The 15,534-nt window shown below is 71.6% G+C and carries 14 protein-coding genes; 8 read left to right on the plus strand and 6 right to left on the minus strand.

What is annotated here, in order from left to right; all coding sequences use genetic code 11:
- The first annotated feature begins 34 nt into the window (after nt 1-34).
- Nucleotides 35-1,822, plus strand: coding sequence for a GMC family oxidoreductase N-terminal domain-containing protein (locus ACIBK5_RS12915; RefSeq protein ID WP_399018919.1), 1,788 nt, complete (start codon nt 35-37; stop codon nt 1,820-1,822).
- Nucleotides 1,823-1,902: 80 nt separating this feature from the next.
- Here the strand turns inward: ACIBK5_RS12915 and ACIBK5_RS12920 are convergent, their stop codons facing one another.
- Nucleotides 1,903-2,883, minus strand: a complete 981-nt coding sequence (locus tag ACIBK5_RS12920) for an LAETG motif-containing sortase-dependent surface protein (protein WP_399018921.1) — start codon at nt 2,881-2,883, stop codon at nt 1,903-1,905.
- 213 nt (nt 2,884-3,096) lie between these two features.
- Between ACIBK5_RS12920 and ACIBK5_RS12925 the strand changes: the two genes are divergently transcribed.
- Nucleotides 3,097-4,233, plus strand: coding sequence for a hypothetical protein (locus ACIBK5_RS12925; RefSeq protein ID WP_399018922.1), 1,137 nt, complete (start codon nt 3,097-3,099; stop codon nt 4,231-4,233).
- A gap of 446 nt (nt 4,234-4,679) precedes the next feature.
- Here the strand turns inward: ACIBK5_RS12925 and ACIBK5_RS12930 are convergent, their stop codons facing one another.
- Complete coding sequence (locus tag ACIBK5_RS12930; RefSeq protein WP_399018924.1) at nt 4,680-4,970, minus strand: chorismate mutase; 291 nt, start codon at nt 4,968-4,970, stop codon at nt 4,680-4,682.
- A 354-nt stretch (nt 4,971-5,324) separates the two neighbouring features.
- On the opposite strand from ACIBK5_RS12930, the gene guaA reads away from it, so the two are divergent.
- The gene (guaA, locus tag ACIBK5_RS12935) at nt 5,325-6,905 is read left to right on the plus strand and encodes a glutamine-hydrolyzing GMP synthase (RefSeq protein ID WP_399018926.1); all 1,581 of its coding nucleotides are present in this window, start codon (nt 5,325-5,327) and stop codon (nt 6,903-6,905) included.
- Nucleotides 6,906-6,915: 10 nt separating this feature from the next.
- Here guaA and ACIBK5_RS12940 read toward each other — a convergent pair whose 3' ends face one another.
- Nucleotides 6,916-7,389, minus strand: coding sequence for a pyridoxamine 5'-phosphate oxidase family protein (locus ACIBK5_RS12940; RefSeq protein ID WP_399018928.1), 474 nt, complete (start codon nt 7,387-7,389; stop codon nt 6,916-6,918).
- A gap of 189 nt (nt 7,390-7,578) precedes the next feature.
- Here ACIBK5_RS12940 and ACIBK5_RS12945 point away from each other — a divergent pair, with 189 nt between their 5' ends.
- Nucleotides 7,579-8,373, plus strand: a complete 795-nt coding sequence (locus ACIBK5_RS12945; RefSeq protein WP_399018930.1) for a class II aldolase/adducin family protein — start codon at nt 7,579-7,581, stop codon at nt 8,371-8,373.
- 30 nt (nt 8,374-8,403) lie between these two features.
- On the opposite strand, the gene ACIBK5_RS12950 is transcribed toward ACIBK5_RS12945, so the two are convergent.
- Nucleotides 8,404-9,285, minus strand: coding sequence for a DUF4429 domain-containing protein (locus ACIBK5_RS12950; RefSeq protein ID WP_399018932.1), 882 nt, complete (start codon nt 9,283-9,285; stop codon nt 8,404-8,406).
- Between the two features lie 184 nt (nt 9,286-9,469).
- Between ACIBK5_RS12950 and ACIBK5_RS12955 the strand changes: the two genes are divergently transcribed.
- Nucleotides 9,470-10,927, plus strand: a complete 1,458-nt coding sequence (locus tag ACIBK5_RS12955; RefSeq protein ID WP_399018934.1) for a hypothetical protein — start codon at nt 9,470-9,472, stop codon at nt 10,925-10,927.
- A 127-nt stretch (nt 10,928-11,054) separates the two neighbouring features.
- Nucleotides 11,055-11,582, plus strand: a complete 528-nt coding sequence (locus tag ACIBK5_RS12960) for a DoxX family protein (protein WP_399018936.1) — start codon at nt 11,055-11,057, stop codon at nt 11,580-11,582.
- 75 nt (nt 11,583-11,657) lie between these two features.
- Here the strand turns inward: ACIBK5_RS12960 and ACIBK5_RS12965 are convergent, their stop codons facing one another.
- Both ACIBK5_RS12965 and ACIBK5_RS12970 read right to left on the minus strand, forming a co-directional pair.
- Nucleotides 11,658-11,876: a hypothetical protein gene (locus tag ACIBK5_RS12965; RefSeq protein WP_399018937.1), complete on the minus strand. Its 219-nt coding sequence runs from the start codon at nt 11,874-11,876 to the stop codon at nt 11,658-11,660.
- A complete protein-coding gene (locus ACIBK5_RS12970) occupies nt 11,863-13,326 on the minus strand; it encodes a PspC domain-containing protein (protein WP_399018939.1) in 1,464 nt (487 codons plus the stop codon). The genes ACIBK5_RS12965 and ACIBK5_RS12970 overlap by 14 nt, the downstream gene beginning before the upstream one ends.
- A gap of 178 nt (nt 13,327-13,504) precedes the next feature.
- Here ACIBK5_RS12970 and ACIBK5_RS12975 point away from each other — a divergent pair, with 178 nt between their 5' ends.
- Together ACIBK5_RS12975 and ACIBK5_RS12980 are read left to right on the plus strand one after the other, a co-directional pair.
- Nucleotides 13,505-14,791, plus strand: coding sequence for a PspC domain-containing protein (locus tag ACIBK5_RS12975; RefSeq protein WP_399018941.1), 1,287 nt, complete (start codon nt 13,505-13,507; stop codon nt 14,789-14,791).
- Nucleotides 14,788-15,531 carry a LuxR C-terminal-related transcriptional regulator gene (locus ACIBK5_RS12980; protein ID WP_399018943.1) on the plus strand — a complete coding sequence of 248 codons (744 nt, stop codon included), beginning with the start codon at nt 14,788-14,790 and terminating at the stop codon, nt 15,529-15,531. The genes ACIBK5_RS12975 and ACIBK5_RS12980 overlap by 4 nt, the downstream gene beginning before the upstream one ends.
- The last annotated feature ends 3 nt before the right edge of the window (nt 15,532-15,534 follow it).

Below are 15,534 nucleotides of genomic sequence, written 5' to 3' on the forward strand. Positions count from 1 at the left end.
CACCCGCACTGCACACTCAAAGGGGAGACGGCACGTGCCAAAGGACGCTTACGACTACGACGTCATCGTGGTCGGCTCCGGCTTCGGCGGCTCCGTAACCGCCCTGCGCCTCACCGAAAAGGGCTACAAGGTCGGCGTCCTGGAAGCCGGCCGCCGCTTCACCCGCGACTCCCTCCCCAAGAACTCCTGGGACCTCAAGAACTACCTCTGGGCGCCGAAACTCGGCATGTACGGCATCCAGCGCATCCACCTGCTGGGCAACGTCATGGTCCTGGCGGGCGCGGGCGTCGGCGGCGGCTCCCTCAACTACGCCAACACCCTCTACGTCCCGCCGAAGCCGTTCTTCGAGGACCCGCAGTGGCGTGACATCACGGACTGGCAGGACGAGCTGAAGCCGTACTACGACCAGGCCCGCCGCATGCTGGGCGTACGGCTCAACCCGACCATGACCCCGTCCGACGTCCATCTCAAGGCCGCCGCGGAGAAGATGGGCTGCGGCGACTCCTTCCACCTCGCCCCGGTCGGCGTCTTCTTCGGCGACGGCGAGGACGCCGACGGCACGGCGAAGGCGAAGCCGGGCCAGGAGGTGCCCGACCCGTACTTCGGCGGCGCGGGCCCGGCCCGCAGGGCCTGCGCGGAGTGCGGCGAGTGCATGACCGGCTGCCGCCACGGCGCGAAGAACACCCTCAACGAGAACTATCTGCACCTGGCCGAGAAGGCCGGCGCCGTCGTCCACCCGCTGACGACGGTCGTCTCCGTCACCGACGACTCGCGCGGCGGGTACGCCGTCGCCACGCTCCCCACCGACGACCGCCGCAAGGCGAAGGGCCGCACCTACACGGCCCGCCGGGTCGTCCTCGCCGCCGGCACCTACGGCACCCAGACGCTACTGCACCGCATGAAGGCGGGCGGACAGCTGCCGTACATCTCAGACAAGCTGGGCGAGCTGACCCGCACCAACTCCGAGGCCCTGGTCGGCGCCCAGACCGACGACCGGCGCTACCGAAAGGCCCACGGCGGCCGGAAGGCCGACTTCACCCGGGGCGTGGCCATCACGTCCTCGATCCACCCCGACGAGAACACCCATATCGAGCCGGTCCGCTACGGCAAGGGCTCCAACTCGATGGGCGGCCTGTCCATCCTCCAGGTCCCCTACGCCGGCGGCGGCTCGGGCACCTCGCGGGTCCTGGGCTTCCTCGCCAACGCGGCGAAGCACCCCTTGCTGGTGCTGCGTTCCCTGTCCAACCGCCGCTGGTCGGAACGGACCATCATCGGCCTGGTGATGCAGTCGCTGGACAACTCCCTGACGACGTATCTGAAACCGTCGGGCGCCGGCCGGGGCCTGCTCACCGCACGCCAGGGCCACGGCGCCCCCAACCCCAAGCAGATCAAGGCCGCCACGGAGAGCGCCTCGGCCCTGGCCGCCGAGATCAACGGCTTCGCGGGCTCCAACGTCGGCGAACTCATGGGCACCCCGCTCACCGCCCACTTCCTGGGCGGGTGCCCCATCGGCGCCTCCCGCGAGACCGGCGTGATCGATCCGTACCACCGCCTCTACGGCCACTCCGGCATCTCGGTGGTCGACGGCGCCGCGGTCTCCGCCAACCTGGGCGTCAACCCGTCCCTCACCATCACCGCCCAGGCCGAGCGGGCGATGTCGTACTGGCCCAACAAGGGCGAGCCCGACCTCAGGCCGAAGCAGGGCGCGGCCTACGAACGTCTCCAGCCGGTCGAGCCCAAGTCCCCGGCGGTCCCGGCGGACGCGTTCGGCGCACTGCGGCTGCCGTTCCTGGGCATGCCGGCGGTGCCGCCGAAGAAGTGACCGAGCCGGCACACAGAAGAGGGACCTGCGCCCCCCTCCGAGCGCAGGTCCCTCTTCGTCTTGCGTAAAGCTCTGGCGCCTTAGGCCTGGACACCGGCCTTGCGGCGACGCACCACGAAGATCGCACCGGCACCGGCGACGACCGCGGCACCGCCGACGAGGCTGATCATCGGCAGGGCGGAGCTGGAGCCGGTCTCGGCGAGGCTGCCGGTGACCTCCGGCGTGGTGCCCTTCGGCTTCTCGTCGGTGACGGGCGCCTTGCCGCCTTCCTGCGGCTTGGTGCCACCGGTGTCCGTACCGGCGGAGACGATCTGGAACTTGTAGGAGATCTGGCCGAAGCCGGTGCACTCGGCGTCGTTGTCGCCGTAGATCGTCGCGCCGAGCGAGAAGCCGGCGCCGACCGGGGCGGACTTGCTGACGCTGAGGCGCAGCGGGATGTTGACCTCGTAGTCGGGCTTCAGCTCGTCGGTGTAGCCGACGTAGCCGACCGCGAGGCCGCCCTCGTTGAGGTCGACCCAGATCTTGTCCTGGGGGTCCCAGGCCTGGAGCTGAACCTGCTTGCTGGTGAACAGGTCCTCGCCGTTCTTGTCGGCGGAGGCGCCGGCGAAGAAGTCGAGGTCGTTCAGCGTGGAGTCGGAGTTGTTGAGCACGTTCAGCGAGAACTTGTGCCAGCCGCTGCCCGCCGCGATCTTGCCGGGCAGACCGCTGATGCTGACGTCGACCTTGGTGTCCTCGCAGACCGAGGGCTCGGGGTCGGGGGACTCCGACTCCTCGGGCTCGGACGCGGAGGGCGCCGGGGAGGACTCGCTCGCGGAGGCGCTCGGCGTGGGCGTCGTCTCCGGGGAGGACTCGCTCGCGGAGGCGCTCGGAGTCGGCGTCGTCTCGGGCGTGGACTCGCTCGCCGACGGCGAGGGGGACGTCTCGGGAGCGGACTCGCTCACGGACGCGCTCGGAGTCGGCGTCGTTTCGTCGGTCGCGTACGCGGCCGGTGCCGCGAGCAGTGCCACCGGGGCTATGACCGCCGTAGCGGCCGCTGCTGCCATGGCGCGGCGAAGCTTCATGAAGACCTCGGAGAGTCCGGCGTACCGCAGGGCGCGGTACGAACGTTGGGGGAGGCCTCCGCGTGTGGGGCGCGGGAGTGCCCGTGGTTCTGAAGGTTTGATCCGTGAAACCTGTGAATGGTTGTGCTGGCCTTCACAGGATTTTTATGTGGGCTGAGTCACATCCATGACCTTCTTGTGAAGGCGCTTGCCGAACGCCTAGAACTGACGCTCGTGTCTGACAAACCGTCCGATGATCAGTCGTCGGCCTCCGAGATCCCCGACGATGTCTGGGAACAGTTCATCCGCGACGCCGAACGGGACACCCGCGGCTCCGCCCCGAAGGAGCCGTCCGCGCGGGCGCGCATGGTGACCGAGCGGTTGCGCCGGCAGGAGGAGCGGGGTGAATCGCCCCCGGGCTGGCGTACCGGCCCCGTGCCGCCGGAGACGAACCGCCGGGCGGGCCGCCGCCGCACGCTGTGGACCGTTCTCGGTGTTGCGGTCGCCGTCGCCGTGACCGTGGTGGCCCTGAAGCCGTCGCTGCTGCCCGGTGACCCTTTCGGCACGGGTGAGTCCGGGGCGGGCGAGGCCTCCTCCCTGCCCGCCGAGACGGCGGCGCCCACCACCGCGCCCGGGGCGTCGGACCCCGAAACCCCCACCCTGGACGAGCCCTTCGCCGGCTCCCCGGCGCTGCGCTGGGCCGACGGCGAGGCCGGCATCGTCCTGCCCGAGGCGAAGGCCGTCGGCCCGGTCCCGAAGGACCGCGTGGAACAGGCGCTGAAGCTGACGAGGAAGCTGCTGATCGCCGCCAACCTCGACCCGGCGACGGTACGCGGCGAGCGCCCCGAGGCCGCGCTCTCCGTGCTCGACCCCAAGCAGCCGGGGCTCCTCGACGACCTGAACACCGCCCTGCGCTCCCCGAGCGACAAGCACGACCCGTTGACGATGTTCAGCCGTTTCGACCCCGACGAGATACGACCGGTCGGTGACGTGATCAAGACGCGCGGGCGTATGACGTTCGCGAAGGGCTCGCACGCGGGGGTCGCGGTGCGCGCCGACTACACCTTCGTCTACCCCGTCATGCGCGCCGACGGATCGACCGAGGTCACCCGCACGATCGTGCGCAGGGTCCTCGACGTCGAACTCGCCGACCCCGCCCGCTACCGCGCCACCGAGGGCCGGCTGATCGTCCGGGAGTACGACGAGGAGGTCGGCAACACCGCCTGCGACGTCAACGACGGCTATCTGCACCCGGAGTTCCCGTCGAGCGAGGACAAGGGCCCCGACCCCACCGGCCCGACGACGGACCCGTACGACCGCAGCAGGAGCCTCGACGACGGCCACGACTGCGGGACGGTGACCCGCACCTGAGCGGGTGTCGCTCAAGCATGGGCCATGAGCGAAGGGCCCCGCGGGGTGGAGCCGCGGGGCCCTTCCTCTCGTCAGCACCGACGTCAGGGCAGCGCCGGTGCCTGGAAGCGGCGCCGGGGGGTTGCGCCGCTGGTCTCGACTTCTGGCAGTCTCCGCCGGGCGGCCCCGGGCGTCCCCGGAGCCGTCCGTTCTCTTGGGTGACCGGGCTGCTGTCCCCTGCCGTCCGGTCACTTCCCTGGAGCGAGGTCCCACGACGCACGGCACGATCCGTACGTCTCATCGCTCCAGTGAGCCACGCGTGGTTCTTTCGGGCCCGCCCCTGGCTGGCACGGACAACGAGACCAACGAGGGGGCCCGGGGGCGGTCACGCGCCGTACGGGTGAGAGGGGTGCGTACGTCTGTCCCAGGAACGCGGATTCCTCCGGCGGATTCAGATCTCGGCGGATTCAGATCTTGCCCCGGCACAGCTCCAGCAGGGTCATCGCCAGGGCCGTGCCCGGCTTGCCCAGCGCGTCCCTGTAGTGGCCGAGCACCTCCATCTCGCGGGAGAGGTTGACGCGCCGGCCCCCGGAGGTGATCCGCGCCTCCTGGATGACGGCCGACACGGCCACCCGTTCCTGGATCAGGCCGATGATCCGGTCGTCGAGCGCGTCGATCCGCTCACGCGCGCCGGTGATCACCTCGGCGGCCTCGGGGGTGCGGGCGCCGGTCACGTCGGTGGTGGTGGGAACGGTCATGGGAGGGGCTCCTCGTCGTCTGGGGGTGCCCCGGAGCGGCAAGGCCCGGACGACGACAGACGCCCCGGGCCTTGTCGGCCCGGGGCGCCTGGGAAGTCGCTTGTCAGTTGCTCAAGCAGCACGACCATGGCAGCCGGCGGGCCGGATGCCATAGGTAAAGCGGAAGGTCTGGTGCGTGAGCATGGCGCCCAGTATGCCCCGGGGCGGCACGGTGTCCAAGCGGGTGTCCGAACGGTTCGCATGGTGAGACACGGGTGCCGGAGCCCGGACTGTCCGTGGGCGGGACGCTCCCCACGAGCACCTCGGTAGAATCGGGTGGCACAAGACCCCCGCCCCACCGCCGGAAGGCACCCCGTGTCATCAGCGACTCCCGCTGCGAACGCCCCCGACACCGTTCTGGTCGTCGACTTCGGCGCGCAGTACGCCCAGCTCATCGCCCGTCGTGTCCGCGAGGCGCGGGTCTACAGCGAGATCGTGCCGAGCACCATGCCGGTCCAGGAGATCCTCGCCAAGAACCCCGCGGCGATCATCCTCTCCGGCGGTCCCTCGTCGGTCTACGAGGAAGGCGCCCCGAGCCTCGACCGCGCGATCTTCGAGGCCGGCGTCCCCGTCTTCGGCATGTGCTACGGCTTCCAGCTGATGGCACGGACCCTAGGCGGCACCGTCGACAACACCGGAGCCCGCGAGTACGGCCGCACCGGCCTGCACGTCTCCAAGTCGTCCTCCACCCTCTTCGAGGGCACCCCCGCCGAGCAGGCCGTCTGGATGTCGCACGGCGACGCCTGCTCCGCCGCCCCCGAGGGCTTCTCCGTCACGGCCTCCACGGACGTCGTGCCCGTAGCCGCCTTCGAGAACGACGAGAAGAAGCTCTACGGCGTCCAGTACCACCCCGAGGTGATGCACTCCACGCACGGGCAGCAGGTGCTGGAGCACTTCCTCTACCGGGGCGCGGGCCTGACCCCGTCCTGGACCACGGGCAGCGTGATCGAGGAGCAGGTCGCCGCGATCCGCGAGCAGGTCGGTGACCGGCGCGCCATCTGCGGGCTGTCCGGCGGTGTGGACTCCGCGGTCGCGGCGGCGCTGGTCCAGAAGGCCATCGGCTCCCAGCTGACCTGCGTGTACGTCGACCACGGCCTGATGCGCAAGGGCGAGACCGAGCAGGTCGAGAAGGACTTCGTGGCCGCGACCGGCGTGCAGCTGAAGGTCGTGGACGCGGAGGAGCGGTTCCTCAAGGCGCTCGCCGGGGTCTCCGACCCCGAGGAGAAGCGGAAGATCATCGGCCGTGAGTTCATCCGGGTCTTCGAGCAGGCCCAGGCCGAGATCATCGCCGACCAGGGCCCGGCGGTGGAGTTCCTCGTCCAGGGCACCCTCTACCCGGACGTGGTCGAGTCCGGCGGCGGCACCGGCACGGCCAACATCAAGTCCCACCACAACGTGGGCGGCCTGCCCGAGGACCTCGAGTTCCAGCTGATCGAGCCGCTGCGCCAGCTGTTCAAGGACGAGGTCCGGATGGTCGGCCAGGAGCTCGGACTGCCGGACGAGATCGTCCAGCGCCAGCCGTTCCCCGGCCCCGGCCTCGGTATCCGTATCGTCGGCGACGTCACCAAGGAGCGCCTGGACCTGCTGCGCGAGGCCGACGCCATCGCCCGCGAGGAGCTGACGGCGGCCGGCCTCGACCGGGACATCTGGCAGTGCCCGGTGGTCCTGCTCGCGGACGTCCGCAGCGTGGGCGTCCAGGGCGACGGCCGCACGTACGGCCACCCGATCGTGCTGCGCCCCGTCTCGTCCGAGGACGCCATGACGGCCGACTGGTCGCGCCTGCCGTACGACGTCCTGGCGAAGATCTCGACCCGGATCACCAACGAGGTGCGCGACGTCAACCGCGTCGTCCTCGACGTGACCTCGAAGCCGCCGGGGACGATCGAGTGGGAGTGACCCCCCGTGCCTAGGTGCGCTTGACCGTGCGCAGGGGCTCGCCGGGCGTCCAGACCTGGACGACGAGGTATGTGTCGTCCTCGACGTAGGTCCTCACGACCTCCGTCAGCTCGGTGCGGAAGAGGTGGAACGGCTCCGGCGGTTCCACCTCTTCGACGTATCCGGCCTTGGTCTCCGCGTCGTCGACCTCGATCGCCCGGCCGCTGATCCGGACGTCCCCGCCGCCCATGCCCGTGCCCTCCCCGGGGTTCGCCTGGAGCGTGAAGCGCGGGTCGCGGCGCAGATCGTGGGCCTTGAGCGAGCCCGGCATCATGCCGAGCCACAGCTCGCCGTTGAGGAACCGCACCTCGAGGCCGCTGGTGCGGGGCGAACCGTCCTTGCGGAGAGTGGCGAGGACGTGGTGGGTGTAGGCGCCGAAGCGCTTCTCGACCGTGTCGGCCAGGTCCGGTTCGGCGGTCGCGAGAGCCGCCCAGTTCGCTGTCATACGGAGAGTGTGGCGCCGAAATCCGACATCCTCTGTCGGCTATTCGTGGGGTAGGGGAGACCGGGGGCACAAGGGTGCGCACAGGGTGCTCTCAGGGGCGCTCGTTCCATCTTTACGAAACGGTTCTGTTCATCCCGCCCCGACCGGCGGTAGCTTCCGCCCGTACGAAGAAACAGCGCTGGAGGACCTATGCACGGGCCCACCCCGCCCCTGCCGCTGCCCACCGACCGGCTGCGGTTCGCGATGCCGCCCATGCACGAGTCGGTGGAGGACGAACGCCGGCACCGCAAGGAACGGCTCGCGGGCGCCCTGAGGATCTTCGGGCGGCTCGGCTTCGAGGACGGTGTGTCGGGACACATCACGGCCCGAGACCCGGAGTACACCGACTGCTTCTGGGTCAACCCGTTCGGACTGCCCTTCCGGCACGTCACCGTGAGCGACCTGGTGCTCGCCAACCAGGACGGCCAGGTCGTCGAGGGCCGCTACCACGTCAACCAGGCCGCGTTCACCGTGCACGCCCAGGTGCACGCCGCCCGCCCCGACGTGGTCGCCGTCGCCCACTGCCACTCGGTGCACGGCCGGGCGCTCGCCGCCCTCGGCGAACTGCTGGAACCGATCACCCAGGAGAGCTGCGCCTTCTACGAGGACCACACCCTCTACGACACCTACACCGGCGTATCCGTCGATGCCGAGGAGGGGCGGCGCATCGCGGCAGAACTCGGCTCCCGCAAGGCACTCGTGCTGCGCAGCCACGGCCTGCTGACCGTCGGCGACTCGGTGGACGCGGCGGCCTGGTGGTTCGTGTCGATGGAGCGGTCCTGCCAGGTGCAGCTGACGGCGCAGGCGGCCGGGCGGCCGGTCCGCATCGACCACCGGATGGCGGTGGCGACACGGGAGCAGCTGGGCGGCGACCTGGTGGCGTGGATCAACTACCAGCCGATGTGGCAGGACGTCAGCCGGAGCGAGCCGGATCTGCTGAGCTAGACGGCTGTGGGGCGTGGTGCGCCACCGGTGTCAGAAGCCGCGGAGCACCACCGCCTTCGTCATCGCGAACTCCTCGTCCGTGAGCACCCCGTCCCGGTGCAGCCGGCCCAGTTCGCGCAGGCGGCGCAGCAGTACGTCGTGGTGCTCGGAGGCCGGGGGCACGGCGGATGCCGGGCGGTGGGCGTCCGACTGGTGCTCGGCGTCCGTCGACGGGTGCGGCAGCCGGGCCGTGACCGCCGTGGCGACGAGCGCCGTGAGCAGATCGCGGCGGGCGCTGCCCCACAGATCCAGGGCGTACGGGTCCTTCTCCGGCGGCAGCTTCGAGAACACCGTCTCGCGGGTCACAAAGCGCAGGAGACCGTCCTCGTGGCCGGAGTTCGGCAGCCACTCGACCCGGGCCAGGTCGCCCAGGGTGATGATCCGCGGGCCGGTGGCGCGTTTGACCCGCTCGGAGGTGTCGGCCCAGTCGATCCGTACCCGGGTGCCGTCGAAGGAGACCGTCCCGTCGGACGAACGGACCGAGACCGGGACCGGCGGGCCGGGCAGTAGATAGGCCTTCGCCGGCTCCTTCGGAATCCGGTCGAGGAGCAGCGCGCGGCGGATCTCCTCGGCGACGTACTCGGCGACCCCCGTCCGGTCTGCGTCCACCGTCAGCCGGTACGGATCGGCCGCGTCGGGCAGCCGCCCGCCGGTCGCCTGGAGCAGGGGGTCGGCACCCTCCCGCAGCCGCAACCGCAGCCGTCCGTGCCTGCGTTCGGGTTCCAGGACGACACTCGAGACCGCTTCGAGCGGCACGGCGATCTCTCCGTACGTCTGCCGGAACAGCGGCACGGAGCGGTGCAGACCGGGGGTGATCCGGACCGTGTCGCCGTCGAAGGCCCAGGTCCCGTCACGCTGGATGATCTCGGCCATAGGGGAATTCTCCCAGTCAGGTCAACACGGCACGCCGAAGTTCACTCGTGTTGACCAGACCGAGCGGACGTGAACCGGCTGGTGTAGGGCACAATTCGCTGTCGTCGCAGGGGAGTTGTACAGCGGTGTTTCCGGGGTCCGGAAGGCCGACGGTGGTTGGGTCGCGGGAAGGCGGGCGTCGGGCGTGGCGGTGCGCGAGGGACAGGGCGGCGCGGAGGCCGGTGGGTACGCGGATGCGGGGGCGTACACGGATGCGGGTGCGTATGCGGGCCGGTACGCCGGTGGGCCCGTGAGCGGGTACGCCGACGGCCACGGCAGTGCTCATGGCAGTACTCACGGCAGTAGTTACGGCAGTGCTTACGGCAGTGCTTACGGCAGTGCTTACGGCAGTGCTTACGGAGGGGCTCACGAAGGCGGGTGCGCCTGCGGGGACTGTCCGCACGGGGCGCGTGAGGGACACCGGCGGGCCGTCGCCGCGTTCCTGCGCAGGCGCGACGAGTTCGCGGCCGGGCAGGGGCTGCCGGCCGCGGTGGCCCACTCCGCCTCCGCTTCCCGGCAGTGGGTCTCGGAGGAACTGGCGCAGTCCGCGGAACTCGTCGCCGAGCGCGGCCGGGCCGAGGGCCGGTCCTGGCTGACGGGCCTGTGGCCCCGTACCGCGGGTGTGGTGTGGGCGGCCGTCGTGCTGTTGCTGCTCGGGCAGTGCCTCACCGCGGTCGGTGCGGGCTGGACGGCGGCGCGTACGGCCGGGCTGGCCGCGGCGCTGGTGGTGGCCGGTGCGGTGACCGCCGCGTCCTGGTTCCACCGGTCGAAGGGCGGTGCGCTGGCGCCCGTGATCGGCGAGGACAACCGCCTGTCCACCTCCCGCACGGTCGCCGCGGCGTGGGTGCTGTTCGTGGCCTACGCGGTGCTCGTCCTGGCGGGACGGCTGGCGGCCGCCTCCCGGCACCGGGAACGGGACACGCTGATCTCCGGGCTGGAACTCGCCCGCGGCGCCGGGGTCGTGACCGTGCTCGCCGTGGTGTGCGGGATCGCGGTGCTCGTACGGCGGGTGGTCGGGCTGCGGGTGCTCGGGCAGCGGCTGCAGAAGGTCCGCGCCGACCGGCCGCGCGCCGCCGACCTGCTGACCGACGACGCGGGCCGGGGCACCTTCGCCGACATCCAGTACGTCGTCATCAGCGGTGTCGCGCTGGTCTTCGCGGCGGTGCGGCTGGCCAGGCGCCCGGACCAGTTGCCGGATCTGCCGTGGGGGCTGGCGGTCGTGGTCCTGGTGTCGGCGGCGACCTATCTGGCCGGCAAGTACGCGGAGGGCGGCCGGCCGGTCATCCTCTCCGTCGTCCGGGCCCGGGAGGCGGGCGACCTCGACGGGCCGATCCGCACGGGCGACGACATCGAGATCCGGGGTGCCGGGTTCGTGCCGCCGGGTGCGCAGGGGGCCGACCGGCTGGCCCGGATGGTCGTCCGGGTGGGTGCCGTGCACGTCCACGTCCCGCTGGTACCGGTACCCGGTGGCTTCAGCAACCCGGCGGACACGCTGCTGACGGTGCCGGTGCCGGCGGATGTCGAACCGGGGCGTGTGGACGTGCAGGTGGTCACGGCGGCCGGGGTGGAGACGAATCGGTACGCGGTTGATGTGACGGAGTGACGGTTGCCCGCCGACTCGGGCGGTCGGGCAAAAATTGGGGACATACAGGGTTGAGCGCGGTCTGTTTGTCGTACGTATGGTCTGTTGAGGGGGTCTCGGCACCGGCGGCGAGAGGCGGCTAGCAGCGATGACTCACAGTATGCGAACGGACACGAGCTCCCCCCACTTCCGCGGCGACGGAGGCTGGCGGGACACCGCCGGCCGCTACGCCCTCCTTCCTCTGCGCATCTTCCTCGGCGTCACCTTCATCTACGCCGGCCTGGACAAGATCACTGACAGCGCCTTCATGAAGGACTCCGGCGCCGGGTCGATCGGCGACATGATGCGCGCCGTCCGCGACTCCTCCGCCATTCCCGCCCTGGTGGACCTCTCCCTGAAGAGCCCGGTCGGCTTCGGCTACGCCATCGCCTTCGGAGAACTGGCCGTCGGCATCGGCACCCTGCTCGGTGTGCTCGCCCGACTGGCCGCACTCGGCGGCGCGCTGATCTCCCTCAGCCTGTGGCTGACCGTGAGCTGGGCCTCCGATCCGTACTACTACGGCAACGACCTCGCCTACCTCATGGCCTGGACCCCCCTCGTCCTGGCGGGTGCGCCCCTGCTGTCCGTGGACGCCGCCCTGAGGTCACGACGACGGCAGAGGCGGGAGTACCGGTAGCCGGGCCAGGGAGTCGGAGCCCGGGGGCCGGAGCCCGGGGCCCGGGGCACAGGTGGCCTGGAGCCCCGGCGGGCGCTAGTCGGTGGCGGTACGCCCCGTCGTGCGGCGTCGGCGCAGTCGGCCCGTCAGGAACGCCACCGCGCCGGCCAGGCACAGTCCGCCCGTGACGAGGGGGATCGCGACGAACCACGGAGTGTCCCAGGCGCCGCCGGCGTCACCGGCGTAGAGGACGCCCGTCAGAACGAGGACGACACCGGCGACCAGCTTTCCGGGCCGGGGCTCATGACGCAGCACGGGTCACCTCCGCCTGTCCCATGCCGACCTGGAGGTCCAGGTCGATGGTGCCGGACCTCTCGACGCCCTTGGCGGGGGAGAGGGTGATCTGTTTCCGCTGGTCCGGTTTCACGTCCACGTCCTTCGTGTCGTCGCCCGGCAGCTGGAGGTCGCCGAGCCCCACGTCGACGCTCAGCCGCACCGTCACGTCCTCGGGCACGAGCACCTTCACCCGGCCGATGCCCACGTCGGCGCGTGTCGTCACGGTCTGTCTCCTTGCCACGTCCAGCCCGGTCAGGTCGAGGGTGCCGACGCCGGTGCCCAGTTCGTACTGCTGCCGTACGTCCGCCACCGTGGCGGGCCGCCAGGTCGTGCGGGCCCACTGGGTGCCGATGTCCTTGGGTAGTGCCGCCGAGGCGGCGAGCAGTCCGGCCGTGATGATCGCCAGGAGGATCGAGCCCGCCCCGGTCCGTCCCAGGAAGGCGCTGACGGCTATGCCCAGGCCCAGGACGGCGAGCGCGCAGGACAGACCCGTCTGCAGGCTGGTGCCCAGCGGGTGCTCGTCCCAGGTCAGGTCGGTGCCCAGGGCACCGGCGAGCAGGGCCAGCAGGAAGACCCAGCCGCCGATCCAGCGGGGGCCGCGCGGCTCGGGCGGCCGGCTGCCCGGGACGGGTATGTCCTGGCGGCCGCCGGCCCGGATGCCGAGCCCGATGTTGATGGCTGCCGTGACGTCCGGGCCGCGGGGGTCGCGGGGGCCCCACAGGTAGCCCGTGCCGCCGATGTGGGTGCCGTCCTTGACGATGGGGTCGCGCCACCAGGAGGGAGAGGTGACCAGGGCCGGCGGTGCCTGGGGCTCGGGCGGTGCGTCGGCGGCGGCCTGGGCGGCCAGCGGGTCGGGGCTGGGGGCGCCGCGCTGGCGTGACCAGTATCCGGATCCGGCCAGAAGTATCGAGAGGACGAAGGCGAAGGTCAGCACTCCGCCGTTGTTCAGCAGGGTCAGGAACACCCCGCAGCCGACCAGCGCGAACAGCACGGCCGTCAGGGCCTGGCCGTCGACGCGTCCGGTCAGCAGCTTGCGCACCTCGTTCTCGTCCTCGTCGTCGTACGGGACGAGGAGCCAGACGAAGCCGTAGAAGAGCAGGCCGATGCCGCCGGTGACGGAGAGCACCGCGAGCGTGATCCGGAAGATCACCGGGTCCAGGTCGCACTGCCGTCCGAGCCCGGCGCAGACGCCGGCCAGGGTCTTGTGGCGGCGGTCGCGACGGAACGCGTGGGGCGGGCCGGGCGGGGCCGCCTCCCCGGTCGGGCCGGCCGGATCGGCCGCGTCGGGGGCTCCTCCCTGTTCTCCCGCGCCCGCACGCCCTTGCGCGGGGGAGCCGGCGGGCGCGGCGTCCTGCGGCCCGGCGCCCGGTGCGGGGCGCGGGCCGGAGCCGGGTCCCGGACCCGTCGCGGCGTGCTCGTGATCGGTCATGGGTCCATGGTGACGGGCGCGGCGCCGCGGCGGCAGTCGGATCGACCCTGGCCGGACCCTGATATCGGCCCTGAGGAACGGCTCGGGAGGTGTTCGACGGGCCGGCCTCCGGAGATCAGGGGAGTCTCCGGGGTCGACCCTGATGCTCCGGCCCTCCGGCCGTGTGACCATCAATGGCATGTCGGAAGCCGCAGCAGCGCCACTCGCCGAACCGCGGCCGCCGCGCAAGCTCTACCGCAGCAGTGACGGACGCTGGCTCGGTGGCGTGGCGCGAGGCCTCGCCGGGCACCTCGGGCTGCCCGTCGTGTGGGTGCGGCTCGTGTTCGTCGGCCTGTTCATGGCCGACGGCCTCGGTGCGCTGCTGTACGCCGCGTTCTGGTTCTTCGTCCCGCTCGGCGTCGGCGGAGTCGACGCGCAGAAGCCGCCGGCCGCCTCGGAGACCGCGCCCGACGGCCGCCGCAGACTCGTCGCCCGCAAGCCCGACAAGGGCCAGATAGTGGCCCTGCTGCTCATGGTCGCCGTGGCCCTGGTGTTCGTGGGCAATGTGAACCTCAGCGGAGGGGCCCGGGTGTACCTGTGGCCGGCGGTGCTCGTCGGCGCGGGCGTCGCCCTGGTCTGGCGGCAGGCGGACAACGCCCGCCGGGCCCGCTGGGTCGAGGTCGGCCGCCGCCGGCGCACGGTCACGCTGCTGCGCGCGGGGGGCGGGGTGCTGCTGGTGACGGCCGGTGTCTCCGGCATCTTCGTCCTGCAGGGCTCCGCCGCCCACCTCGGCTCCGTCCTGCAGGCGGCCCTCGCGGTCCTCGTCGGGATAACGCTCCTCGCCGGGCCGTATCTGGTGCGCATGACGCAGGACCTCTCCGAGGAGCGTCTGATGCGCATCCGTGCCCAGGAGCGCGCGGAGGTCGCCGCCCATGTGCACGACTCGGTGCTGCACACCCTGACCCTGATCCAGCGCAACGCGGAGAACGTGAACGAGGTGCGCCGCCTCGCCCGCGCCCAGGAGCGCGACCTGCGCACCTGGCTCTACAAGCCCGAGGGCACCGGCAAGGACGAGGCCGACGAACCCGCCACGCTCGCCGACGCCGTGCGGCGCAACGCGGCCGAGGTGGAGGACAAGCACGGCGTGCCCATCGAGGTCGTGGTGGTGGGGGACTGCCCGCTCGACGAGGGGACCGGCGCACAGATGCAGGCCGCACGGGAAGCAATGGTGAACGCCGCCAAGTACGGTGGCGAGGGCGGAGCCGTACAGGTCTACGCCGAGGTCGAGGGGAAGACGGTCTTCGTGTCCGTCCGGGATCGCGGCCCCGGCTTCGACCTCGACTCGATACCCGCCGACCGCATGGGTGTCAGAGAATCGATCATCGGCCGCATGGAGCGCCACGGCGGCACGGCGCGGCTGCGCGCGGTGCCGGACGGCGGCACGGAGGTCGAGCTGGAGATGGAGAGGGCGGAGAAGACGTCATGAGCGACCCGACCGAGGCGAACGGTACGGCGGGACCGGCGGAGGAGGCCGGGCCCGCGAAGTCGGGCGGCGGCGCCGGAGGGCGTCGGGTGCGCGTGGTCCTCGTCGACGACCACCGCATGTTCCGTACGGGGGTCCAGGCCGAGATCGGGCAGACCGAGCAGACCGGTGTCGAGGTCGTCGGCGAGGCCGCGGACGTCGACCAGGCGGTCACGGTCATCACCGCGACCCGGCCCGAGGTGGTCCTCCTCGACGTGCATCTCCCGGGCGGCGGTGGGGTGGAGGTGCTGCGCCGCTGTGCCCCGTTGATGGCCGACGCCGAGCAGCCGGTCCGCTTCCTCGCGCTGTCCGTGTCGGACGCGGCGGAGGACGTGATCGGCGTGATCCGCGGCGGGGCCCGCGGATACGTCACCAAGACGATCACCGGCACGGACCTGGTCGACTCCGTCTTCCGCGTCCAGGAGGGCGACGCGGTGTTCTCCCCGCGGCTGGCAGGGTTCGTCCTCGACGCCTTCGCCTCCACGGACGCGCCTCCGGTGGACGAGGACCTGGACCGGCTGACCCAGCGCGAGCGCGAGGTGCTGCGGCTGATCGCCCGGGGGTACGCGTACAAGGAGATCGCCAAACAGCTGTTCATCTCCGTGAAGACGGTCGAGTCGCATGTCTCGGCGGTGCTCCGCAAGCTCCAGCTCTCCAACCGGCACGAGCTGACGCGGTGGGCCACGGCACGACGGCTGGTGTGACGC

The organism is Streptomyces sp. NPDC050546 (genome assembly GCF_044457425.1).
Classification (GTDB): domain Bacteria; phylum Actinomycetota; class Actinomycetes; order Streptomycetales; family Streptomycetaceae; genus Streptomyces.